Origin of the sequence: Shewanella sp. 2_MG-2023 (assembly GCF_030548905.1) — a bacterium.
GTDB classification, from domain to species: Bacteria; Pseudomonadota; Gammaproteobacteria; order Enterobacterales; family Shewanellaceae; genus Shewanella; species Shewanella electrodiphila.
Genome location: NZ_JAUOSO010000004.1, coordinates 103,141 through 128,563 on the forward strand (window position 1 = coordinate 103,141; position 25,423 = coordinate 128,563).

Sequence of the window (25,423 nt, forward strand, 5' to 3'; positions counted from 1 at the left end):
AAGGCGCCTTGTGGCGCCTTTTTCAAATTTATCATGCTTGTTTACACTTAATTATCTTGCTGTACTACACGATTAAATCGTAGTTTTCACGCAGGACTTTAATGATATCTTCTTTCGGGTTTTCAGGAAGGTTAATGCTGCTGCCTGTGACCTTTTCTGCAACGCCCGTATAAGTGCGCGACACATTCATCATCGCTTCAAGGGGTAAGTCATTATCACGGGCTAGTGCTTCACGTTCAGGCATTCTGTCTTTGTTTAACAAAATATCAGCATCGTCAAAATGATTGAGTAAGAATTGGCGGAAACCTTCTTTGGAGTTTTCAACAATTTTGCCATCACGGTAGGCTGCGCCATCCCAAATACGTGAAGAGTCAGGAGTACCGACTTCATCCATGTATATCAGCTTTGAGTTACCATCTTTGTCATCGACATAGCCAAATTCAAATTTGGTATCGACAAACATTTGGTCGTGGCCACTTAATGCGTCGGAAATAACCTTAAAACCTTCTTTAAGCAGCTTTTCATATAAGTCGATGTCCGAGGCTTTCTCGAAACCAAATGCTTCAACATTGGCTTCTATATCACTGCGGCTGATATTAACGTCATCTTGCTCTGGAACACCAGGAATGCCGGTTAAGATCCCTTTAGTTGAAGGAGTTATGAGTAATTCAGGTAATTTTTGATCTTTCTCAAGGCCTTCTGGCAAAGTGATGCCGCAAAACTCACGCTCACCTTTTGCGTAAGCTCGCCACATTGAACCAGTAATGTATTGACGACAAATTGCTTCGACTTTAATTGGACGTGCTTTTTGAACAATCCAAACAAATGGATGCGGAATATCTAAGATATGGCTATCAGCTAAACCATTTTCTGCAAACAGTTTAAACCAATGATTGGAGATTGCATTTAGCGCCGCGCCTTTTCCTGGAATACCCTGCAAATTGCCTTCACCATGGAAAATGCAATCGAAAGCGGAAATGCGGTCACTGATCACCATGATAGCTAACGGCGTATCAGCTGGGACATTGTAGCCTTTATCGCGGATCAGGCGGCTACTATCAGCCTCTGTGAGCCAATAAACACTGCGGACTTTACCGCTATGTACCGGTTTATCGGTACGGATAGGCAAATCATTATTAATGGCAAGAACTGAATCAGCAAGACTCATGACCAGTGTTCCTTAGAAGTTAGGTGTAGGGGCTACCCTTGGTGACAAAGGATATAGCAATTTTATGGCGGCTATTTTACCTGTATTAAGTGAGATTTCCATGCTTATCAGGTGGCTAAACTCTTAATCCTGTATAGCGAATACTGAGCCTAATATTTAAACGTTTAATGGGTTTATTAGTCTGCAACAATCAGGCAATATGTTGCCAAATTAAAGCCATTTAAATCGAGATTTTCAATCTAGTGAGCCATACTCGTATAGGATTCATCTTTGTTTCTGTTGCCGTGATTTTTTGGGGGATATTACCCATAGCCTTAAAGCTATCGGGTGGTTTTATCGATCCTGTTACACTAACTTGGTTTCGATTCTTAGTGGCGTTTGTGGTGACGCTGTTATTGCAGTGGCGGTTTGGGGCATTAAGACAATTTATAGGATTAACTCAAGGCGATTGGCTACGATTGTCGGCTGCGGGTATTTTATTAATGTGTAATTACACATCTTTTGTGTATTCACTGGATTATCTGTCACCAGGAACCGCTCAGCTTAACTTTCAAACGGCACCATTTTATCTGGCATTTGGTGGCGCCTTATTCTTTAAAGAACGCTTAACTGCTGTGCAGCTTAGTTGCTTCGCGACCTTAGCTCTTGGAGTGTTATTATTTTTCCACCCAAGCTTAGATACGTCGGCGAGCAACGCCAGTCAGATAGGTTTTGGCGTGCTAATAGTGCAATTTTCAGTCTTATCTTGGACAAGTTATGCGCTGCTACAAAAGTCATTAATTACTAAGCTATCACCCAATAATGTGCTGTTATTCATTTATGGTTTAGGCATTGCGCTCATGGCTCCTTTTAGTCAATTTGAGCATTTCGAGCTGATGAATACTAACGACTGGATTATCGTGTGCTTTTGCGCGGCAAATACCTTAATTGCTTATGGCTGTTTTGGGCAGGCGATGAAGTATTGGCCAACGGCTCAGGTCAGTGCGATGCTCGCATTAACCCCTGTGTTGAGCTTTGTTGCCAATGCGATTGTGGTGAAAGTAGGCTGGTGGCCACAAGTGTTTAGCGCAGATATTCTTGATGGCTGGTCATTATTGGGTATCGGATTGATAATTGGTTCAGTGTTTGCGGTACAAATTTGGCCTGTATATCAAAACAAACGTGCGTATAAGCATCAAGAATAAAAGTCGTCAAAGTATGATGAGGTCGTGTTGATCTTTACTGGTTGAGTTTTTGTTCGAGATAAAACAGATTAAGCGCGGCGAATGAATTGCCGCCTAGCATCTAAGCAAAATTCGCTGCCCACATAACCTTGAAACAGCAACATGCCCTAGAAACGATAGCTAATGCTGACAGCTGCAAAGTTGGCGGTACTGGGTTGATTGTTATATTGCTCAGTGCCTCGAATGGTTGAAAAAACTAGCCCCCAGTCTTTCCAGTTGAGCATAAATCCCATATTGAGCATGGCTTGTTCATGGGTCAGCTCTACAGAATGGCTATCTTTAAACGTGTTGCCATCAATGGTGATGTCATTTAATACATAGCGGCCATAAAAGGTCACAAAGAATTGCCAACTCAATCGGTCAGCACTTTTGATGATATAACCATTATTACTTCTTGAGGCTGCAGGCGCGATATAGGCATAGCTCTGATTAAGAATATTACCAATACGGAAAGTTAAACCTGCACCCGCATGGCTCATCAAATTACCTATAGAAGCATCACCATGTAGGACACTATCAAATTCCACATTCTCTGAAATTGGTGTATATGCCCACTGATAGAGTCGCTGTGCTTGAATACGAAAAACGGCTTCATTACTGAGTTGGTTATCCCAACCTAAGGGCTCTTTAGCATCGATAATTTTATGCACTTGTTTCTGAGTTTGTTCTGCTAAAGAGGCTGGACCCACGACACCTAAAGTGATGCTTAAATTGTCGCCAATGCCATCAGCATAACTACGTAAGTTCGATTGCCAAAGCAGGGTGCCAGCGTAGGGCCTGTCAGCTTCGATTAAGGTATCGACTTGTAAATCATCAGGCGTATACATCCGCTGAGAGACGCTGTAGCTAACCTGATACTGCCTATTGCTACCCTGATTTAAATAGCTCCAACCATAAAGCGTTTCTAGCCACCCTAGTAAGTCTATATCGTCATAATCATTTACGACCGCTTTTCCCCAGCTCCAATCAAGACCATTACTGTAACCGTTGTCACTGGTATCAATTAAACCAAAGGCATCATTCTCAAACGTAAATTGGACCCAATCGTTATTAGATTCATTAGCTAAAGTTGACTGGCTAATTAGCGATAAAAAGCAGAGGAAGTAAAACGTGAGTTTGCTTGCGGTTGTTAGCATAGAAGAGTGAACTGTATCAATAAGTATCAACGAGTGCAGAATATAGCAATAGGCATTAAAAAATGGAGCCTAGGCTCCATTTTTATACGCTTTCAGTTCAACAGATTGTTGATACTGTGATCAATTACTCGCTATCACGTGGCTTACGTGGACGGTCATTACGAGGGCGATCACCGCGAGGACGGTCACCACGAGGACGATCACCACGAGGGCGGTCATTACGTGGACGACGTGGACGGTCGCTTTGCTCAGGGAAAGGCGTATCACCCGCTTCGCGGATGTTAAGTGGCTTGCCACATACACGTACTTTACGTAAGTGAGTCAGCACATCTTTTGGCATACCGTCTGGTAAGTCAATTGAAGTCACTTGATCAAATAATTGAATTTGACCAATGAATTGGCTGTCGATGTTAGCTTCGTTAGCGATAGCGCCAACAATGTTACCTACACCAACACCATTGTCGCGACCTACTTCGATTACGTAACGACACATCTTAACGTCAGGCTTATCTTTTAAGCCTTCTGCGCTACCAAAGCTTGTAGGCAATGGACGGCCACCGCGTGAATCACGACGAGGACGTTCACGACCATTGTCACGATCTCTGCCACTGTCACGAGAATCACGTTGACGCTCTTGAATAGCTGGAAGCTGTAAAGGACGCTCAGATTGAACTTGTTGTAATAATGCAGCAGCAAGCAAATCAGTGTCGATTTCTAGTTGTTGACATAATTCTGCAACAGCGTTCTTCATGAAATCTAAGTCGCCATTAATGGTTTCTTGGATTTGCTCGCCTAAACGAGATAAACGACGCTCAGCAACAGTTTCAGGGCTAGGTACTTTCATTGGCGAAATACGGCTTGAAGTCGCACGCTCAATGGTACGTAACATGCGCATTTCGCGATTTGTTACGAAAAGAATTGCCATACCTGTACGACCAGCACGACCTGTACGGCCAATACGGTGAACATAAGCTTCTGAATCATATGGGATATCGTAGTTTACTACGTGGCCAATACGCTCAACGTCAAGACCACGAGCCGCAACGTCAGTAGCAATAAGGATATCTAACTTGCCACGTTTAAGCTGTTCAACAGCACGTTCACGGGCTTGTTGGTTCATGTCACCGTGTAATGGTGATGAAGCATAGCCACGAGCTTCTAGTTTCTCAGCTAATTCAACACAGCTGTTACGAGTACGAACGAAGATGATAATACCTTCAGTATTTTCAACTTCTAATACACGTACTAACGCTTCAAGTTTGTTATGTTGAGATACTTGAACAAAACGTTGATCAATAGACTCAACGGTAGAGTTAGTCGTAGAGATACTGATGTGAACAGGATCTGATAAATGCTTGTTAGCAACGCGCTTGATTTGCTCTGGCATAGTCGCAGAGAAAAGAGCAAGTTGGCTGTCAGCAGGCTTATGTTCTAATACCCATTCGATATCGTCAATAAAGCCCATTTTTAACATTTCATCAGCTTCATCAAGCACTAATGCTTTTAATGAATCTAATTTTAATGTGCCACGACGCATGTGGTCCATTACACGACCAGGCGTACCAACAACAACTTGTGGGCCACGACGTAGCGCACTTAATTGTTGATGCATGCTTTGACCACCGTAGATAGGTAGTACATGGAAGCCTTTCATGTGTTTAGCGTAGCTACCAAATGCTTCTGCAACCTGAACTGCAAGTTCACGAGTTGGCGCAAGCACTAGGATTTGAGGAGCATTCAGCTTTTGGTCAACACTGTTAAGTAAAGGCAGTGCGAAAGCACCTGTTTTACCAGTACCAGTTTGAGCTTGACCTAAAATATCTTTACCTGCCATTAGCGGGTCGATACTTGCTGACTGAATTGGAGTTGGTTTTTCGTAACCTAGATCGTCAAGGGCACGAAGCAAATTCTCGGATAAACCAAGTTCGCGGAAAGTTCTTTCATCGGATGACATTGAGTTGTAGCCTTGTGGGTATGCACGAAATTTGTATCATTCGCGCTAAAGTTTCACAGACAGAAAATCAACCCCGTGTCGATTTCCCGCGTCAAAGGGGCGATATTATAGCAAGCTTTCACCCATTTGACTATATATTTTCAATAAGTTTTTAAAATTGGCCTGATTATTGAAAAGCAATTTGCTGCTTATTCACTGAGACTAATTCAAATGCCGTTTCAGTGACCGCTGCTAAAAAACCAATATTAATCGTATCAATGGTATCGTTAATCGTATGGTATTGTTTATGAGTCGGTACCCCTAAATACAGCCAAGGTATGCCCATTTTGTGAAACGGATAATGATCCGAAGCACGCAGCCAATCAATCTTCACCATGCTGCCGTTTTTCATTCTTGAACGGCTCTGCCGTATACATAATTGATTATAGTCTTGGAGTTGAGTTTTAAGCTGACTAAATTCAGATAAATTTTTCTCACCTTCTATATAAATTGCATGAGGCCTAGAAGGATTGCCGATCATATCGAGATTTAACGACATTTCCAGTTGCATATCAGGTGTTGAAGTTAATTGCTCAACTAGTGCATAAGAACCATATAAACCGGGTTCTTCAGCATCGGTGGCGACAATCATTAGATTGATATTGTCATTCTCTTGCTGTTGCCATTGCTCTGCGATTGCTAGCATCGCGGCGACACCTGAGGCGTTGTCATCAGCGCCAGCAAACACCTTATTTCCTTTTTTACCTAAGTGATCATAATGCGCGGTAATCACTCGCCAGCGTTGGGAGTTGTTGCTGGCTTTTATGGTCGCAATTAAGTTGATGCCTTGTTTATCTGAAAAATTAGACCGGTAGTTAAAAGGCACCTCAAATTCATCTTGCCATGGTGTGAGGTTTAGCTCAGTAAAGCGCTGTTTAATGTACTCGCGACTGAGCTCGGCGCCATATGTCCCGGTTCTTCTTCCTTCAAATTTAGGGCTACTTAATACGCGAATATCTTCAAGCAGCTGGCTTTGGTTGCTCCAGTGATTAACGGGTGAATTGCCACAGTTTTGCGACGCACAGCCAGATAAGAATAAACATAACAACAGAACCGATAAAGCGTGAGCATTAAGTGAAGAGATTACAGACGAGAACGTTTGATTAACTAACTGAGAGTGTAGAGCTTGTCCATGGCGAACAAGCTCATTATTTTTGCCAACGCTTGGGCTTAAAGGCTTTAAGCAAAGTGCGTTTAAAGTTAATGTCTTTAAATTTAATGCCTTTAAATTTAGTGCCTTTAAGCTTAGCCTCTTTAAAATTAGTGCCTTTAAAATTAGTGCCTTTAAAATTAGTGCCTTTAACTGAAATTCCATTTCATATCCATTGGTTAGTCTTCCATAAGGTTTAACCGTAACTACACTATCTTTTAATCGGATTTTTTATTACTAGGTTTGGCAACAGGTTTTTTAGTGACCTTTTTAGCCGCTGCCTTGTTAGTAATTGCCTTTTTAGCAGGTGCCTTGTTAGCTTTAGCAGATGTTAACGCAGGCATCTTCTCTAACAATGGCTTCAAGAAGTGCGCCGTGTGCGACTCAGTATTTTGAGCAACATCTTCAGGCGTACCACTCACTAGGATCATGCCGCCGCCAGAACCACCTTCAGGGCCTAAATCGACAATCCAGTCTGCGGTTTTAATCACATCTAAGTTGTGTTCAATCACCACAATAGTATTACCTTTTGCCTTTAATCTATGTAATACATCAAGCAATAATTGGATATCGGCAAAGTGTAAACCTGTAGTGGGTTCATCGAGAATATATAAGGTTTTGCCTGTATCTCGCTTAGACAATTCTTTAGATAATTTCACTCGCTGAGCTTCACCACCCGATAATGTCGTCGCGCTTTGGCCTAAGCAAATATAAGATAAACCAACATCAACAAGCGTTTGCAGCTTACGAGCGATTGCAGGGATTGGATCGAAGAAGACGCGGGCTTCTTCAATGGTCATTTGCAACACTTCATGAATGTTTTTCCCTTTGTATTTGACATCTAAGGTTTCGCGGTTATAGCGTTTGCCTTTACATGAATCACAGGGAACATACACATCTGGTAAAAAGTGCATTTCGACTTTAATTAAGCCATCACCCTGACAAGCTTCACAGCGACCGCCTTTAACGTTAAACGAGAAACGACCTGGCAAGTAACCACGGCTTCGAGATTCTTGGGTGGCAGCAAATAGCTCACGGATTGGCGTAAATATACCTGTATAAGTGGCAGGATTTGAACGTGGAGTTCGGCCAATTGGGCTTTGGTCAATGTCGACAACCTTGTCGCATTGCTCCATACCTTTAATGCTTTTATGGGCTGCGGGTTCATCGACTGTCGCGCCATTTAGCATACGGTGAGCGATTTTATAAAAAGTATCATTAATCAGTGTAGATTTACCTGAACCAGAAACACCAGTGACGCAGGTGAATAAACCAATCGGAATGGTTAAGTCGACATTTTTCAGGTTGTTACCTGTAGCGCCAAATAACTCAATAACCTTTTTCGGATCCATTGGTGTGCGCTGTTCACCGACGTGGATTTGTTTTTTACCGGAAATGTATTGACCAGTAATCGACTCTTCACACTCAATAATATCTTTCAAGCCACCAGAGCAAATAATTTCTCCGCCGTGTACGCCAGCACCTGGGCCAATATCAATCACATGATCAGCCATGCGAATCGCATCTTCATCGTGCTCGACCACGATAACCGTGTTACCTAAATCACGTAGGTGGATAAGGGTTTGGAGTAAACGCTCGTTATCGCGCTGATGTAGGCCAATTGATGGCTCATCAAGGACGTACATTACACCCACAAGGCCGGCACCAATTTGACTGGCTAAACGAATACGCTGTGCTTCACCACCAGATAAGGTATCTGCCGAGCGATTTAAACTAAGATAATTAAGCCCGACATTGACTAAGAATCCGAGTCTATCACCCACTTCTTTAAGAATTTTTTCTGCAATTTGCGCTTTTTGACCAGTGAAATGGATGTCTTTGAAGTAACCCAATGCTTCGCCAATGGACCATTCGGTTAATTGCGGCAAGGTTAAATCGCCAATGAACACGTTACGGGCTTCTTCACGCAGGCGTGAACCGCCACAGCTTTTACACGATTGAGTATTAATGAATTTAGATAGCTCATCGCGTACTGAATTGCTTTCAGTTTCACGATAGCGGCGATCCATATTATTCAATATGCCTTCGAAGGGATGATTACGAATAACCACATCACCACGGTCGTTAATGTATTTAAAGGCAATGCTCTGTTTGCCTGAGCCATGCAGAACAATTTTTTGGACTTTGTCTGTAAGCTGCTGAAACGGCGTTTCGACATCAAACTTATAATGTTCAGCCAATGAGCTGAGCATTTGGAAATAATAGAAATTACGCTTGTCCCAGCCACGAATAGCGCCGCCAGCTAGCGATAACTCGCCATTAGTGATCACGCGGTCAGCATCAAAGTACTGTTGTACACCTAATCCATCACAAGTTTGACAGGCACCGGCAGGGTTGTTGAACGAGAAAATACGTGGCTCAAGTTCAGCCATAGAGTAGCCACAATGGGGACAAGCAAAATTAGCAGAGAATACAATCTCTTCAGCTTCGCCTGCCATGTCAGCAACAACAGCAATACCGCCAGACATTTCTAGTGTGGTTTCGAATGACTCAGCTAAACGTTGTTTAAGATCATCACGCACTTTGAATCTGTCGACGACTACTTCGATGGTGTGTTTGACATGTAAATCTAGGGTTGGCGGATCGGATAAGTCACATACATCACCATCAATACGTGCACGGACATAGCCTTGTGCGGCTAGGCTTTCTAGTAACTTTACGTGTTCACCTTTACGGGCTTTAACCACTGGGGCTAATAACATCTGCCGACTACCTTCTGGTAGCTCGAGCACCTTATCCACCATCTGGCTGACGGTTTGTGCCGCTAATGGTTGGCCGTGAGTCGGGCATCGAGGTTCACCAACGCGGGCAAACAGTAAACGCAGGTAATCATAAATTTCAGTGATGGTGCCCACGGTTGAACGTGGGTTATGTGAAGTGGATTTTTGCTCAATTGAAATCGCAGGGCTTAAGCCTTCAATATGGTCGACATCTGGCTTTTCCATCAAACTTAAAAATTGACGTGCATAAGCAGATAGTGATTCAACATATCGACGTTGTCCTTCAGCATATAAAGTGTCGAAGGCTAATGATGATTTGCCTGAACCTGACAATCCCGTAATGACAATCAGTTTGTCCCGTGGAATTTTAAGGTCAAAGTTTTTTAAGTTGTGGGTTCGTGCACCACGAATTTCAATGGTATCCATTCTTCACTCTGATGTTGTACTCGCTCGCCGATAAAGCTGAATATCTTGACAAACAAGTTAAGGCATTTGATTTGTGATTAGATTTTACTCTGTATTTATACAGTATTTCATACAGTATTGTACAGTGCTAAATTGTTAGTTCATTTGGTTGTTTTGTTAGCTAAAGTCGAATATTAATGAACTGCGATGTAAGACACATTATAACCTGTTTGTTTAACTTCATTAGCAAATACGATAAACAGTTGTACCTTGGTTCATTATTCCTTTTGAGCTAAATTAGGACGCTGTGATAATATGCGCAACTCAAAATTTTTTACAGATACAAAATTAAGGGCAACTGAATGGCCAAAAATGGACTCTCCGGCATTGAGAAAAAGGTCGCATTTTCGTTAGCTAGTGTATTCGGCTTACGCATGATGGGCTTGTTTATGATCATGCCCGTGTTTGCGCTTTACGGCCAACACTTGGAAGGATTCTCGCCATTATGGGTCGGTATAGCCATTGGTGCTTACGGATTAACACAAGCCTGTTTACAGATCCCAATGGGTATGTTGTCTGATAAATATGGCCGTAAACCGATTATTCTGGGCGGCTTAGTCATTTTTGCTATCGGCAGTATTGTCGCCGCCATGTCTGATCATATTTACGGTGTGGTGTTTGGGCGTGCATTACAAGGAATGGGCGCCATTGCCGCTGCTGTTTTAGCTTTGGCTGCTGACTTAACTCGTGATGAGCAGCGCACTAAAGTGATGGCGATTATCGGAATGTGTATTGGTTTTTCATTTGCGCTGTCGTTATTAGCCGGGCCAATTGTCGCGCAATATGCAGGTCTTGAAGGCTTGTTCTTTTTAACCGCGATTTTAGCTGTATTGGGCATGGTTATTGTACAAGTGTTGGTGCCGAACCCTGTATCACAAGCGCCTAAGGGCGATACTGTCGCGACGCCAACCAAACTAAAACGCATGTTGATGGATCCACAATTGTTCCGTCTTGATGCGGGTATCTTTATTCTGCATTTAGTCTTAACTGCGGTGTTTGTAGCTTTACCACTAGACTTGGTTGACGCTGGTTTAGTGAAAGAAAAACATTGGATGTTGTATTTTCCTGCATTCATCGGCGCTTTCTTCTTAATGGTGCCGTTAATTATCATCGGCGTTAAGCGTAATAACACCAAAACCATGTTCCAAATATCATTGATGATTATGATGGTATCACTGGCAGCAATGGGCATTTATGCCGATAACTTGTGGGTATTAAGTGGCGCAGTCGTGCTGTTTTTCACCGGCTTTAATTATTTGGAAGCCTCGTTACCTAGCCTTATTGCAAAGTTCTGCCCTATGGGGGATAAAGGCTCTGCCATGGGCGTTTATTCTACCAGTCAGTTTCTCGGTGCATTTTGCGGTGGTATGTTAGGCGGTGGTGCTTATCAACTTGTTGGCGCTTCAGGGGTGTTTTTTGTCGCATTAGCGCTGATGTTTGTATGGTTGCTATTAACCATAGGCATGGAAAAACCTGTGCTTCTTAAAAGCTATACACTTGAAGCTGAAGCGAAAGATAGAAATCATGCGCAAGATATGGCAACTCAACTATCACAGCTTGCTGGGGTTGCAGAAGCCATTGTGGTGATTGAAGAGAAAGCAGCTTATTTAAAAGTAGATGATCAATTCGATTTAAGAGAAGCGCGAGCTGTGTTAGGCTCTGTCAGCTAAGAATTAAATTCGTGTTTTTGTGACTCAACTGATGCTTCAGTGAGCATAAAAATGACATAATTGATTCAACAAAATTTGAACGTAATTAAATTTAGAACATGGTAAATCGCAGGAGATTTCAATGGCCAGTCGTGGTGTGAATAAAGTAATTTTGGTCGGTAACCTAGGAAAGGACCCAGAGGTTCGTTACATGCCAAATGGTAACGCCGTCGCTAACTTTACTGTGGCAACGAGTGAGTCTTGGAAAGACCAACAAGGTCAACAGCAAGAACGTACAGAATGGCATAACATTGTTATGTACCGTCGTTTAGCTGAAGTAGCTGGTGAATACCTGAAAAAAGGTTCTAAAGTTTATTTAGAAGGTAAACTGCAAACTAGCAAGTGGCAGGATCAGACTACTGGTCAAGATCGCTACAAGACAGAAATTAACGCGATGGAAATGCAAATGCTGGATAGCCGTGGTCAAGGCGGTCAGCAAGGTGGCATGAACCAAGGTCAAGGTGGCTACGGTAATGCTCCTCAGCAAAGTGCACCTCAATCGCAAGGTGGTTACGGCCAGCAACAAGCGCAAGGTGGCTTCCAACAGCCAGCTCAGCAACAGCCAGCTCAGCAACAAGCTGCTCAAAAGCCTGCTTATACGCCTAAGCCACAAGCGCCAGCGCAACAACAAAGTGGTTTCCAGCAGCAGTCTGCTCCAGCACAGCGCCCAGCGCCAGCACAACAGCAGCAAGGTGGATTCCAACAACCTGCGCAACAGCAAGGTGGCTTCCAGCAGCAATCTGCGCCAGCCCAGCGCCCAGCGCCAACGCCACAACCACAAAATACTACGCCTGATTTAGGTGGAGATTGGGATGACGATATCCCGTTTTAATTCACGCTAAATCTAGCAATCAGTTATTTTGCTCAGCTAATTAATCCCTGTATTGCAGGGATTTTTTATTTATACTGCTTTTGTTTGGTACTACTCAGGTTTAGATAGCTATGAAAAGAGTGCTTTTTCTTCGTTACGATAAAATTGGTGACTTTACGTTAAGTTGGCCCGCATTAAGCTTGCTGAAAAAAGCCATGCCAGAGGCCAGCATTGAAGTCCTTGTCTCACCAGTAACCAAAGCTTTTGCATTAGCTTGTCCCTACGTAGATCATGTGATTATCGATGATGGTGATGATCAAGGGATCAGCGAGCGCATTAAAGAACGAGAATACGATGGTGCGATAGTGTCGTTGTCTGAATTTCGTGGTTATAAATTTTTAAAGCCAGCGAACATTCCATTTGTGTTAGCACCAAAACATAATTGGTATCAGTACCTTTATAAGCATCGCGCGGATCACCAATACAAAAAAGGTGAAGGTTGCTGGCGTGGTGCATGTATGTTGGTGGAGTCTTTTTTAGCGCAAAACGGTTACGATATTCCCGAAGTGACTAGACCTTTATGGAATGTGCAGCAACAAAAACCGAAATGGCAGCAATATTATCATCAGCAAAGTGATGAGAAGTTAATTTTTGCTCACCCAGGCACAGGCGGCTCCTCAGGTGGTGTACCTGTAGACAGCTTTGCTCGCATGCTGATTGATATTGATAAACAGACTAAACTGAATTGTCGTTTTGTTTTAACCTATAGCGGTGAAGAGGAACGTCTTGCACAGCAGATGCATGATTTACTCGTAGCGAGTAATATTAAAGTCGTAATGGCCAAGCCATTATCCAGTTTGGCTGAATTTGCCGAGTCTTTGGTTGCAGCGGATATGTTTATTGCAGGCTCTACTGGACCATTGCACCTTGCAGGGCTGCATAATGTCCCTACAGTTGGGTTTTATGCTGGTAGACGCTCTGCCCCAGAAGTACGTTGGCAGTCACTCTCGGCTGATGCACGTCGCTTAGCATTCACACCGCCAATCGGTAAGAAAACCGGCCGAAATATGGCGTTAGTTAATTTTGATATAGCGGCGGCAGAGACTGCGCAGTTTTTAAATACATTTTATGCAGACGATATTAGCGAGTAAGCTCTCCTAAATTGGCTGCAAATGAGTTAAACACAATAACGGAATTATTCTTATGATAGTTGTAACAGGTGCTGCAGGTTTTATTGGTAGTAATTTAGTTAAGTCATTAAACGAATTAGGTCGTACAGATATTATCGCAGTAGATGATTTATCTGACGGCACACAGATGTTTAACTTAGCAGATTGCGAAATTGCTGACTATTTAGATAAAGATGCCTTTTTAGCCAGCATTAAAGCCGGCGAATTTGACGGTAAATTAGAAGTTATTTTCCATCAAGGAGCTTGTTCATCGACCACTGAGTGGGATGGCAAGTTTATGATGCAAAACAACTATGAATACTCAAAGGTATTACTGCATTATAGCCAAGCAAATGATGTGCAATTTATTTATGCATCATCAGCGTCTGTTTACGGCGGCAGTGACACCTTTGTTGAAAAGCGTGAAGTTGAAAAACCGCTAAACGTTTATGCTTACTCTAAGTTCTTGTTTGATCAATATGTCAGACAGCAAGACACCAATGCTCAAGTTGCAGGTCTACGTTACTTTAACGTTTATGGTCCTAGAGAGCAGCATAAAGGCGGCATGGCGAGTGTTGCCTTCCACTTTAATAACCAAATCAAAGCGAATGGTGTCTGTCGCTTATTTGCCGGTGTTGATGGCTATGCAGATGGTCAGCAGTTACGTGATTTTGTGTTTGTTGAAGACGTGGTTAAAGTGAACTTATGGTTATGGCAAAACAAGTCAGTATCAGGGATCTTTAATTGTGGAACAGGCCAAGCTCAAAGCTTTAATGACGTTGCTAATGCTGTGGTTGACTATCATGGCAAAGGTGAAATTGAATACATTCCTTTCCCCGATAAATTGAAGGGCGCATACCAAAGTTATACCCAAGCTGATTTAACTCAGCTGCGCTCAGTAGGGTGCGATCATGTATTTAAAACGGTTGAGCAAGCGGTGCCTGAATATTTAGATTGGTTGAAAGACCAACACTTCATTGGTCAGTAATATTTGACTGAATATTAAGGCTGGTTCTTAATAAAAAATAAAGCCTTGAAGCAATGACTTCAAGGCTTTTTTATGGCCAGTGTGAATGTAATAGTTAGCGCTAATCACTCATCATTAAGCACTAAGCGCTTGTGACCATGCCTTTTAATACGATGTCATCGTAAGTGACAAAACCAATGATATTGGCATGTTCCACTACGGGGGCTTTATTGATTTGAAATTGATCAAATAGCCTTGCGGTATAGCGGATGTCCATATCAGCATCTACTGACATTACTGGCTTTATCATAATTTCATAAACGTTAACTCGCTCAGGAGACTTATTAGTTGCGAGCACTTTTCTGGCAATATCACTTAAAAGTAACATGCCATATTCATCATGCTCATGACGTTTATTCACCACTAAAATCGATACCTTTTTCTCCACGGCGATAGCAATGGCTTCACTGATTGTCAGCATGCCGTCAATCATGGCATATTGATTCATTAATACATCACGGTTTTTAATCGGGGTCGACGGCTTCATATCTGATCCTTAATATCATTAGTGAGTTTCTCGACTTGGTGCGCCACACCGACGGCGTCTTCAACATCAATTTGAATCGCAATACCTTGGCCTGGGTTGGTATTAAAACCGCCGACTTCACAGATTGTTTCTAAAATATGGCGACTCATATGCTCTTCAACTAACCACAAAATGACATCGCGCTGAACATCTAATCCCAAGCCCATGAAGGTTTTCTTTTTCTTAAGCCCTTCACCTCTAGCGTGGTTAATAACGGTAGCGCCAGTCGCGCCAGCTTCTCTTGCGGCATCAAGTATATTGTCAGTTGTGATGTCGTCGACAAACGCGATAATGAGCTTAAATCGCATGAATTACTCCTTAACGGATCGATTAGTTTCTATATCTGCTATAGAAGCTTGATTGGTTGTTGTTTGTTCTTCTACTGTGACGGTTTCAGTGGCATCGTCAGCCAATTTATCTCTGCGCTTATCGAGCCAAGCGACGATTTGTGCGTAGCTCATGACAGCAATAATGGGAAATAAACTGGCAAAAGCGATGAGGCCAAAGCCATCAATTAATGGATTTCTGCCTTCTACATTGGAGGCTAAGCCTAAGCCTAACGCGGCCACTAACGGGACAGTGACCGTTGATGTGGTCACTCCGCCAGAATCATAGGCAAGAGGAATAATGGACTTAGGTGCAAAGAAAGTTTGGATCACCACCACCACATAACCCGCCATAATGTAGTAATGAATAGGATCGCCAACCACAATGCGAAAACAGCCGAGCGAAATACCAAATGCAACCCCAATAGCGACCGAAATGCGCAAACCTTGGGTGCTTATAGTGCCGCCGGAGACTTCATTGGCCTTAATCGCGACGGCAATTAAAGAGGGTTCAGCGATTGTGGTACTAAAACCTATAGCCGCAGCAAATACATAAACCCAAAAGTAGTCCTGCCACAAGTAAGGCCCAGCTGAACCGTCAGGGTGCAAGATACTTGGCGATGTGAGCTGATTAGCGAGGTTCTCGCCAATAGGAAACAGCGCTAACTCTAGGCCGACCAGGAAAAAACTCAAACCTAGGATGACATACACAAATCCCAGAACCACGGTTTTCCAATTGGCTATCGGTCGTTTAAGTACGCCCAATTGAAAACCAAATAAAATGGTCGCAATAGGGACAACATCACGCATGGTGAGCAATAAAGTGTCGAATAACTGACTAAGCCAGATCATTGTTCCCCCCCATTGAGATACTTGTAGAATGAGTGAAAAAACCCTTATGATTCATATGTTTTTCAGCCATATTCATAGCACCATGCCGTACAGCAATACGAAAATTACCGGTGTAAGGCTGGCAAAGGCTATTAACCCAAAACCATCTAACATCGGATTACGACCTTTAATCACTGTGGCTAACCCAACACCTAAAGCTGTGACTAATGGCACTGTAATGGTCGAGGTGGTTACTCCGCCAGAGTCATAAGCAATACCGATGATACTTTCTGGGGCGAAACTGGTGAGGATCATCACGATGACATAACCGCCAATGATCAAATAATGAATCGGCCAGCCTTTTACGATACGGATAACCCCGAGCAATATGGCCAGACCAACCGAGACAGCAACAGTTAGGCGCAGTCCCATGGCATAACTGTCCATAGCTTGTTCTGTGAAGGCTATGGCACCGCCTTCTGCAGCTACTTCAGCGGCTTCTGCGGCCACCGCCGTTAACGCGGGTTCAGCTAATGTGGTACCAAACCCCAAAGCAAATGAAAAAATAACCAACCAGAATGTACTGCCTTTGCGGGCAAGGGCATGGGCTAATGACTCACCAATAGGGAATAAGCCCATTTCTAAGCCGAAAACAAAAAAGGTTAAACCTAAGACGATAAAGACAACGCCGACGAGGATGGAAAAGAGGTTAGCAGGTGCTTGTTGAAGGATAAAAATCTCAAAAAAACTCACCACCAAAATGATGGGGACTAAATCTCGAAAACTGCCGAGCATAGATTGTAATAACTTTACTAATCCGCCCATTCCACCTCCTGTGAATATTAATACTTATATGACAATTGCTTAGCTTAAGTTTTTCTGTCGAAGTAAAACGGTCATCGCAGCAATTATTTACTTATTACACTATCCAGTGTGCCAACCTGATACAGTAAAACAACAAAAGATTAACAAAAGTTACGGTGTTTTTGAGCTAGATCAAATTGTGAAAATAAATGTGCGCTAGGCAAGAGTGAAGAAGGGAGAGGAGATAAATAAATCAAAAAAAAGACCCGAAGGTCTTTTTTAAAATACATAATGTTAAGTCAAAAATAAGTCCCACTCTGAAGCAATGACTTACATGATTACTTATCGAGTGACAGGTGCTGCCAAGCATCACCAGCACTTAACCTTAATGACTTCACTTGCTTTTCTCGTTCAACATTAATGTAGTTAAGCTGACTTGGCCAAAGCTCCTGTAAGCTTTCCATCTTGATGTAAAAACTACTCATCGTTTGATGGTTTATCTGAGTTTCTTGGTACACCCATAAATACTTCCCTTCGACTTCAGTACCAACCAAATTTAGCTTGATAGTTTGCTGCTTATCATCGGCAATATGAAACTTGTCCTGCACATAATAAGCAAAAGCATCACGACTAACAGGCTCTTTGATTAAATCAGTATTACTATCAAATAGGCGCTTTGCCGCGTGCTCAGCATCGTGTAAATAAAACCGATGCTGCACTTCTAAATTACCTGTGCGTTCATTAAACAGCACATTGCTATAACTTTCTTTTTGCTGATGCGCCCAAGTGTTAGTGCTGAAGCTAAAAGCGGCAACGAATAACAAGCTGATTGCGATAATTGCTCGTGACATTATTTTTTATACTCCTTGGCTTCAGGTTCTTTTATCTCGGTATTAATCTCATGCATGATGTCGCGTCGATGCTTACCTTTACGTTTCTCGCTTTTATAAGCTTCAATTCGCGACGGGATAATGCGACGTGGATAATGATTATTTTCAATATCTACATCAGCGGTTTCCCAGCTTGGATCGATTTCAACTGACACCAATTGCTGTGATTTTTCAGTGACAATCAGCTTGCTCACTGCATGAGGAGAGCGTCGCCAAATCTCTGCAGGCAATGTCAGCTTTTCAGTACTGCCATCATCATAGGTCATCTCAAGTAATATTGGCATCACCAGGCCGCCAAGATTTGAGAAGTTCATGACGTAATAGTTTTTATCTTCTTCTAGTGCTCTAGCGAGTGCTTTACGTTCCCAGGGCTTTAACTTCGCAAGTGTTGACTGGTACTTGTTTCGCTCTTTATTGGTCACCGTAAAACGATCGTTTTTATCATGAAAATCGGCTAAGTCGCCATTTAAATCAACCCAAGGTTTCATCCCTGCTTGTTGATTATTTTCAACAAATAAAGATGTTGGTTTATCGGCATTTTCTTGGCGTAAACGGTCAAAATCAATATCAGGATCTTGGGTATCTAAACGCAATTGGTAAACTTTATCTATGCTGATATCAACATGATCTGTGGTGTAAAACCAGCCACGGAAAAACCAATCTAAATCAACACCTGATGCTTCTTCCATCGTACGGAAAAAGTCATAAGGGGTTGGACGTTTATTTTCCCAGCGGCGAGAGTATTCTTGGAAGGCGAAGTCAAAAAGCTCACGACCTAACACCACTTCACGTAAAATATTAAGCGCTGCAGCAGGCTTAGTATAGGCATTCGGACCGTACTTTAAGATGCTATCAGATTGGGTCATGATAGGCACTTGCACATTAGACTTCATGTATTCGATGATGTCGCTTGGCTCACGTCCCCAGGCTAAATCAGGATCCCACTCTTTACTGGCTACGCCATCTAAAAAGCTGTTTAAACCTTCATCCATCCAAGCCCATTGACGTTCATCTGAGTTCACAATCATTGGGAAGTAGTTATGACCCACTTCATGGATCACAACGCCAATGAGGAATTGTTTTTCAGATAAGGTATAGCTTCGAGTGCCGTCTTCATGCCAAATGGTGCGGGGACCATTAAAGCTAATCATCGGGTATTCCATGCCGCCAACTGGGCCATTGACGCTAATGGCCGTTGGGTAAGGATAATCAAACGTAAAACGCGAGTAGACTTCCATGGTATGGATGACAGACTCAGTTGAGTATTTTTCCCATAACTCACCGCCTTCTTTAGGGTAAAACGACATCGCCATGACTTCAGGCATAGTGTCGCCACCTTGTTGATAGCCTTTGGCATCCCAAATGAACTTACGCGAAGATGCCCAGGCAAAGTCACGCACGTTTTCAGCTTTAAAATGCCAGGTTTTTTGGCCTGATTGGGTGCTTGATTCGTTCTTTAAGGCTTCATCGGCAGAGACAATAAATACTGGTCTCTTAGCATCTTTGGCATCTTCTAAACGGTTTCGCTGAGTTTTAGTCAGCACCTTTTTAGGATTTTGTAATACGCCAGTCGCAGTGACGATATGGTCAGTTGGCACTGTCATCTTGACGTCGTAATTACCAAATTCTAGGGTAAATTCACCACGGCCTAAAAATTCTTTATTATGCCAAGCTTCGTAATCTGAATAAGACGATACTCGCGGGAACCATTGAGCCAGCAAGAAAATATCATTACCGCCTTCACGTTTATCATCAGGGAAGTGTTCATAACCTGAACGTGCGCCTACGGCGTCTTCTTCTAAGATATTAAAGGCAAAATCAATGTTCACTTTAGTGGTTTGATTTGGTTTCAGTGGCTTAGTTAAATCGACTCGCATTTGCGCGCCATTAATCACATATTTTAGCGCTTTGCCTTTAGCATCTGTGATGTTAGATAACTGGTAACCCAGCTCTACATCGTCCATAAACTGCTGACGGCGTAAAGTTGATAAATTAATTTTAGCTGGCGCTTTGTCTTGCGCTTTAGCTGAAGCACTGGCGTTATTACCTAGGCCTGAAAAACTACTACTGCGTTCGGCAACTGAGTCAGAACTGAAGCGGTTTTGCTCGAGCTGGATCCATAAATACTTGAGGGTATAAGGTGAGTTGTTGTGATAAGTAATGGTTTCGCTGCCCACAATACGGCGTTGAGTTTCATCCAGTTTCACATTGATTTTGTAATCAACCTGCTGTTGCCAGTAATCTTTACCTGGCTCGCCAGCGGCGTTACGGTAGTCATTTGGGGTAGGGTGACTTTCTTCTAATTGGCGAAACTTATCTTCAAAGTCGCCTTTGGTTTGTTCTATCGGCGAGGCATTTACCCAAGGTAAATACAATAGGCCTAATACTAGCGCGATAGCCTTAGGGTAAGATTTCATGCTGGCTCCGAAGTGGTCACTTGATACATATCATCAGTGCCACATGCTTATAATTTTAATAACGCGACAGGAAAAATAGCAGTGTACGATGGGTTTATCGTGACATTTATCTTCAATGAAAGACTATTAATACATGGGTAATGTTGGGGCTTTGTAAAGCCAATGCGTGATTGTACACTCAGCCATAACAAATGTGTTAAAAGTACACATTTTGTAACTTATTTGGATGAGTCCTGCTAAATAGGTTGTTAATATCAGTGAAAGCTAAATAAAAAATGATAGTGATAAGATATCTATTTTTTACTAATGCTATATAAACATGAGCTTAGATAGCTTGTTTTATTATGGGGTGATTAGGAGACTGATATGGCGCGAGTGGCTTTATTTGTCATAAAACCAAATGGTAAGTTAAAAGGTTGAATCGTCACTCATTTCAATGTTGTACTTGTCTAGAATCTGCTGGAACTCGCCTGTTTGCTTCAATTTTTTCAGCCCGTCAGCAAACATTTTAGCTGCTTTTGTATTACCTTGATTAAAGCCAACATAAAGCGGAATAGGTTCACCAAAGCTTCCTGCATAACGAATTTGATCATCAAGGTTTATTTTTTTTGCGGTTTGTTCAATCACAATCTTATTACCAATCATGACATGGAAGCGACCTTTGATGAGTCGTTTGAGGTTCATGGTTAACGGCTGGTTACCTGAGGCAATATAAAAACGATTCGAATTTGCGATTTTGGCATTAAGTCGTTCGCCATAATCATAGCCGCGTATTATGCCTACCTGCACAGTATCTAAATCTTCAATTTGATTAAACTGCCACGCAAAGCTATTCGTCGTGTAAAAATCTTTACCGGCATAGCCAATAATCAGGTCATCAGTCAGTAAATCATATTGAGCGACATGATCAGGTGTCACAGCTAGAATTGCATCAACATTAGCTTGCTGGACTTCTTTTAAGGCGCGATTAAATGGCACTGCGATAAAGTGTACTGGTTGATCCATTTCAGCAAAGGCGCGTTGAGTCAGTTCAGTAACATAGCCTGTTTGAGCTTCGCAGACGTAAGGGCACCAGATATCAGAGGCGATTAACAGAGGTTTGGCAGATAGCGAAGTTGAAAAAGAGCAACTGGCAAATAGCATGAGGCCTATGCAGTATTTGAGTATCTTGGCTAAATCTGTTTTTAGAGTCATTTTCACAATGATATCAATTCCGGTTGGTTTGACCGTTAGTTGCTAATAAATTGAATATCTTGAGTGTTTATTTCATATTTAGAGTATGACTCTAACCATGACATTAAGCGCTCAAGCCTGATTGATTCAATAGGTTAGCTATTTTGTTTTAACGCTAAACGCGTTAAATATAAGCTTAGATATAGTATCTTAAAACGACAGGGTTCCTGATGTTATTTATTCATTATTGCCTGTAAATGCGAGCTAACTGTCTTTAAATACGGCTAAGTGCCTTCAAATACCAGCTGATTAGACAAGTCATCATACTTAATGCTCGAAGGTGCCAGCTATTGTTAAGTATAGGTGGCTATTCACGAGTGTCATTGTCGAAAAGGATTAGATATGAAACATGTGAGCTTTAATAAACCAGGTAGTGCAGAGGTGATGTATTTTACCGAAAGCCAACTGCCAGTATTAACCCAAGGGCAAGTGCTAATCAAAGTCCATGCCGCAGGCGTTAATGGGCCTGATATCAAGCAACGTGAAGGTGCTTACCCTGCACCTAAAGGCGCGAGTGCTATCCTAGGTTTAGAAGTGGCAGGAGAAATTATTGAACTAGCTGACGACGTGACGCAATGGAAAATAGGCGACAAAGTCTGTGCGCTGGTGCCAGGTGGTGGTTACGCTGAGCAGGTGATCACAGATGCCAGTCATTGTTTGCCGATCCCCAACAATTACACTTATGAACAAGCGGCAGCTTTACCAGAAACCTGTTTTACCGTTTGGGGCAATATGGTGGTTAGGGCAGAATTAACGACAGGTGAAAGTGTATTGATCCATGGTGGCTCTGGTGGTATCGGTACTACCGCGATTCAAATGGCGTCAGCATTAGGCGCAACGGTGTTTGCTACCTCAGGCTCAGATGATAAGTGCCAATATTGTCTTGAACAAGGTGCAACAGTTGCGGTCAATTACCATCAGCAGGACTTTGTCGAACCTATTTTAGAAGCGACAAATGGAACAGGTGTGAATGTCGTATTTGATATTGCTGGTGGCGATTTTGTTAACCGCAACCTTAAAGTAGTCGCAATGGATGGACGCATGGTGTCGGTTGCAATGCAAAGGGGCATGAAAGCCGAAGTGGATATCTTTAGGCTCATGGCGAAACGTATTCGCTGGACAGGCTCTACGTTAAGGCCACAAAGCATTGAAGCCAAAGCCGAGATTGCACAAGGTCTAAAACAGCATGTTTGGCCAATGCTTGAAAGTGGAAAAATGCATATAAATCTAGATAAAGTTTTTGCTTTTGACGATGTTATTGTCGCACATCAATATATGGAGTCTGGCCAGCATCAAGGGAAAATTATTTTGAAACTGATTTAGCAACAGTAAGAACAACCTCTAAACATGGCAGTAAAAGCCATATTCTAATATAGTAGCTCATATCTGATCTGACTCTTTTCAATGTTGGATTAACCCTGAACGTACAGTTGATTTGATCAGCAAAGATATGAAACAGTCGGATAGGCGGCACCTGTTACCAAGTGCCGCCCTCCTAAGAACCGTACGTGCAACTTTCACTGCATACGGCTCAAGCCTCCACTAAGGCGTGTTCTGTTACCCAGCAACCTACATAGCAGCCAAGACAGGCTCAAACCATGAATTTCTACCTTCCTTTGCCCGTTTTCGCTTACCTAAGTAAGCTTCATGTTCGGGGTCGTAAGGTGTCGCTGCACTCCTGATTTTTACATGTCTTTTTATGAGCGTTTGAGCTATCTGTACAAGGTTAAATCGACAATCCATGTTCGCTATTTTCTGCCAACCGTGAAATTGCCATTGTCCCTTACCATCCAAATAATATTTACGCCTCACCCAGTCTTTACTTTTCGTTGGATGACGCCTAACGGCCCAACGCCATAACAACCAGAAAAGTTGATGGCCTACATAACTGAAAACTTGTTTTGCAACACTGTGGCGATAATAGTTCGCCCATCCTCTCAGTTTCGGATTTAATATTTTGATTAAATCGTTAACGGGGATTGTTGGATGTTTTCTGATGTATTCACGTAGATTGCTCAAAAATGACAGAACGTTGCTTTTGCTCGGTTTAATGAGCAGTTTGCCGTTGTACTTTCTAAGATTGAATCCCAGAAAGTCAAAACCATCATCGATATGAGTTATGTGCGTTTTCTCATCAGAGAGTGTTAAGCCTCTTTCCTGTAGAAAGCCAATGAGCTGCGGCTTGATGTCATTAACGAGGACTTCCTGCGAAGAACCTGTGATAACAAAATCATCTGCGTATCCGATAAAGTTGACCCTATTACCTGTTTTAAAAGCAATAGACTTAACCAATTGTTCTAATCCAGCAAGCGTGAGCAACATCAGCGTGGGCGATATTATCCCCCTTTGCGGTGTTCCTTCTGCTGTTTTGTAGAACAATCCTTTGTCAACATAACCACACCCAAGCCATTGTTTCAGCATTCGTTTATCTAATTGAATGTTGTCGATGAGCCATTGATGACCTATCTTATCGAAACAGGCTTTGATGTCTCCCTCAAGAACCCATTGGCTAGAGCGCTTCATACACAAGCATTTGAAGCACTGTGCAATGGCATCTGCTGCGCTTCGGTTGGGTCGAAAGCCATAGCTATTGAGGTCGGCTACCGTTTCCGAAATAGGCTCCAAGGCGAGCAGATGAAGCGCTTGCTGCGCTCTGTCTATCATGCAGGGAATGCCTAAAGGTCTGAGCTTGCCGTTTTTCTTGGGGATGTAGATACGCCTGAGCGGTTTGGCATGATAGCCTTTGCGGCTCAGTTGATTGACCGCAATCATACAACGAGCATCACTGTTCCAAATGATGCCGTCGACTCCTGGTGTTTTGCTGCCTTTATTTTGAGAAACTCTTTTAACAGCAAGTAATTTTGCTGATTTAGAGTGGGTCAGTATCCACTGCAACGCTTTCGCCTTACCGTGTTTACCTTCTCGGGTTGCTTTTGCAATGCGCATTTGAAGCTTTAATACATGTTGTTTAACCGCTTTCCAGTTAATGGATTGCCATTGAACATTGTCAGGGGATGCACTAACTTCAATTGAAGTCATCATTTGCGTTTCTCCTTGAATAAAGTTCTTCAAATCATCTTGCAACGGGAGAACAGCTAGAAGTTAGCTCGCTTTCGCGCCAGATAAAATCAGTATCCGCATCATTACAATGCGGCATTCGCTTTTTCTAGCCTCCTTTACCTGCATGACTATCAGCAGCCTTCGCAGACCACTTTCCCAAAGGGAGCAATACAGGCTTACCCTGTTCCGTATGTCGCGCAACGTCAGGTTAGATGCCCACTATAGTGCGAAGAGTTAATTGATCACGAAAGAGCACTGTCCAATCTCTTTCCAACTCTCGTGCCTTTTGGCCACAGCGTATTAACCACTTCCGCTGTTTCGCGTATAACGCACCTTATATGGATTCACTTACGTTCATCATACTGACACCCTAGCACTTACCCGATTGTGGTTATCAGGAAGAACGTCCTCTCACGATTTTGTTCCCATTCGGCATAAGCCAAATATCGTTACATTGTCAGACTCGCTGCTTTATTCAGAGTCTTAGGGTCATCTGGTGATACAGATGGTTCACTCTTATCGCGGTGAACAGCGCTTCATACGACCTCAGGTCGCACGGACATAAATGAATTAGAACAAAAACTCTAATCCACTTAATTTACATTAGAAAAATTATCTTGAAACCTTAAAGTTGAGAAGTTTATACGGTGACGTTGAACAATGAGTCTTAGATCTCTAATCAGTCACGCTAGTATGGGTGAAGCCAAAAAGTAATAGACTTAGAAAGCGTATTAATAACAAACA

At 42.6% G+C, this 25,423-nt stretch carries 20 protein-coding genes; 6 read left to right on the top strand and 14 right to left on the bottom strand.

All coding sequences use genetic code 11. The annotated features are described in order from the left end of the window. Positions 1-64 precede the first annotated feature (64 nt). The gene (locus Q4600_RS05825; RefSeq protein WP_229369812.1) at positions 65-1,168 is read right to left on the bottom strand and encodes a phosphoribosylaminoimidazolesuccinocarboxamide synthase; all 1,104 of its coding nucleotides are present in this window, start codon (positions 1,166-1,168) and stop codon (positions 65-67) included. Between the two features lie 242 nt (positions 1,169-1,410). Between Q4600_RS05825 and Q4600_RS05830 the strand changes: the two genes are divergently transcribed. Beyond that, a complete protein-coding gene (locus Q4600_RS05830; RefSeq protein ID WP_303513712.1) occupies positions 1,411-2,352 on the top strand; it encodes a DMT family transporter in 942 nt (313 codons plus the stop codon). Between the two features lie 146 nt (positions 2,353-2,498). Here the strand turns inward: Q4600_RS05830 and Q4600_RS05835 are convergent, their stop codons facing one another. From Q4600_RS05835 to uvrA, 5 genes are all read right to left on the bottom strand, one after another. Further along, positions 2,499-3,527 (bottom strand): lipid A deacylase LpxR family protein, encoded by a 1,029-nt coding sequence (locus Q4600_RS05835; protein ID WP_303513713.1) that lies wholly within the window; start codon positions 3,525-3,527, stop codon positions 2,499-2,501. Between the two features lie 124 nt (positions 3,528-3,651). Next, positions 3,652-5,481, bottom strand: coding sequence for a DEAD/DEAH box helicase (locus tag Q4600_RS05840; RefSeq protein ID WP_229369818.1), 1,830 nt, complete (start codon positions 5,479-5,481; stop codon positions 3,652-3,654). A gap of 166 nt (positions 5,482-5,647) precedes the next feature. Next, positions 5,648-6,568, bottom strand: coding sequence for a M20/M25/M40 family metallo-hydrolase (locus tag Q4600_RS05845; RefSeq protein ID WP_303524363.1), 921 nt, complete (start codon positions 6,566-6,568; stop codon positions 5,648-5,650). 100 nt (positions 6,569-6,668) lie between these two features. Then, positions 6,669-6,830 carry a pentapeptide repeat-containing protein gene (locus Q4600_RS21165; RefSeq protein ID WP_368501599.1) on the bottom strand — a complete coding sequence of 54 codons (162 nt, stop codon included), beginning with the start codon at positions 6,828-6,830 and terminating at the stop codon, positions 6,669-6,671. Positions 6,831-6,888: 58 nt separating this feature from the next. Further along, positions 6,889-9,837, bottom strand: coding sequence for an excinuclease ABC subunit UvrA (uvrA, locus tag Q4600_RS05850; protein ID WP_303513718.1), 2,949 nt, complete (start codon positions 9,835-9,837; stop codon positions 6,889-6,891). 341 nt (positions 9,838-10,178) lie between these two features. Here uvrA and Q4600_RS05855 point away from each other — a divergent pair, with 341 nt between their 5' ends. From Q4600_RS05855 to rfaD, 4 genes are all read left to right on the top strand, one after another. Continuing rightward, a complete protein-coding gene (locus tag Q4600_RS05855; RefSeq protein WP_303513721.1) occupies positions 10,179-11,546 on the top strand; it encodes an MFS transporter in 1,368 nt (455 codons plus the stop codon). Positions 11,547-11,667: 121 nt separating this feature from the next. After that, a complete protein-coding gene (locus Q4600_RS05860; RefSeq protein ID WP_102527479.1) occupies positions 11,668-12,417 on the top strand; it encodes a single-stranded DNA-binding protein in 750 nt (249 codons plus the stop codon). Between the two features lie 110 nt (positions 12,418-12,527). Beyond that, complete coding sequence (locus tag Q4600_RS05865) at positions 12,528-13,547, top strand: glycosyltransferase family 9 protein (protein ID WP_102527480.1); 1,020 nt, start codon at positions 12,528-12,530, stop codon at positions 13,545-13,547. Positions 13,548-13,599: 52 nt separating this feature from the next. After that, a complete protein-coding gene (gene rfaD, locus Q4600_RS05870; protein WP_303513728.1) occupies positions 13,600-14,553 on the top strand; it encodes an ADP-glyceromanno-heptose 6-epimerase in 954 nt (317 codons plus the stop codon). A gap of 121 nt (positions 14,554-14,674) precedes the next feature. Here rfaD and Q4600_RS05875 read toward each other — a convergent pair whose 3' ends face one another. The 7 genes from Q4600_RS05875 to Q4600_RS05905 all read right to left on the bottom strand — a co-directional run bounded on the left by Q4600_RS05875 (position 14,675) and on the right by Q4600_RS05905 (position 21,580). Beyond that, complete coding sequence (locus tag Q4600_RS05875; RefSeq protein ID WP_303513730.1) at positions 14,675-15,079, bottom strand: CBS domain-containing protein; 405 nt, start codon at positions 15,077-15,079, stop codon at positions 14,675-14,677. Then, positions 15,076-15,426, bottom strand: a complete 351-nt coding sequence (locus Q4600_RS05880; protein WP_102527483.1) for a P-II family nitrogen regulator — start codon at positions 15,424-15,426, stop codon at positions 15,076-15,078. The genes Q4600_RS05875 and Q4600_RS05880 overlap by 4 nt, the downstream gene beginning before the upstream one ends. 3 nt (positions 15,427-15,429) lie before the next feature. Then, the gene (locus Q4600_RS05885) at positions 15,430-16,296 is read right to left on the bottom strand and encodes a DUF1538 domain-containing protein (protein WP_102527484.1); all 867 of its coding nucleotides are present in this window, start codon (positions 16,294-16,296) and stop codon (positions 15,430-15,432) included. A 72-nt stretch (positions 16,297-16,368) separates the two neighbouring features. Further along, on the bottom strand, positions 16,369-17,100 hold the full coding sequence (locus Q4600_RS05890) for a DUF1538 domain-containing protein (RefSeq protein ID WP_198589547.1): 732 nt from the start codon (positions 17,098-17,100) through the stop codon (positions 16,369-16,371). 317 nt (positions 17,101-17,417) lie between these two features. Then, entirely contained in the window at positions 17,418-17,930 is a 513-nt protein-coding gene (locus Q4600_RS05895) for a DUF6702 family protein (RefSeq protein ID WP_303513734.1), read from the bottom strand. Further along, entirely contained in the window at positions 17,930-20,386 is a 2,457-nt protein-coding gene (locus Q4600_RS05900) for a M1 family metallopeptidase (protein ID WP_229369835.1), read from the bottom strand. The genes Q4600_RS05895 and Q4600_RS05900 overlap by 1 nt, the downstream gene beginning before the upstream one ends. A 408-nt stretch (positions 20,387-20,794) precedes the next feature. Beyond that, the gene (locus tag Q4600_RS05905; protein WP_303513959.1) at positions 20,795-21,580 is read right to left on the bottom strand and encodes an ABC transporter substrate-binding protein; all 786 of its coding nucleotides are present in this window, start codon (positions 21,578-21,580) and stop codon (positions 20,795-20,797) included. A 381-nt stretch (positions 21,581-21,961) separates the two neighbouring features. Here Q4600_RS05905 and Q4600_RS05910 point away from each other — a divergent pair, with 381 nt between their 5' ends. Continuing rightward, on the top strand, positions 21,962-22,942 hold the full coding sequence (locus Q4600_RS05910; protein ID WP_303513739.1) for an NAD(P)H-quinone oxidoreductase: 981 nt from the start codon (positions 21,962-21,964) through the stop codon (positions 22,940-22,942). A gap of 246 nt (positions 22,943-23,188) precedes the next feature. Here Q4600_RS05910 and ltrA read toward each other — a convergent pair whose 3' ends face one another. Beyond that, positions 23,189-24,661, bottom strand: coding sequence for a group II intron reverse transcriptase/maturase (gene ltrA, locus Q4600_RS05915; RefSeq protein ID WP_303513741.1), 1,473 nt, complete (start codon positions 24,659-24,661; stop codon positions 23,189-23,191). Positions 24,662-25,423: the final 762 nt, after the last annotated feature.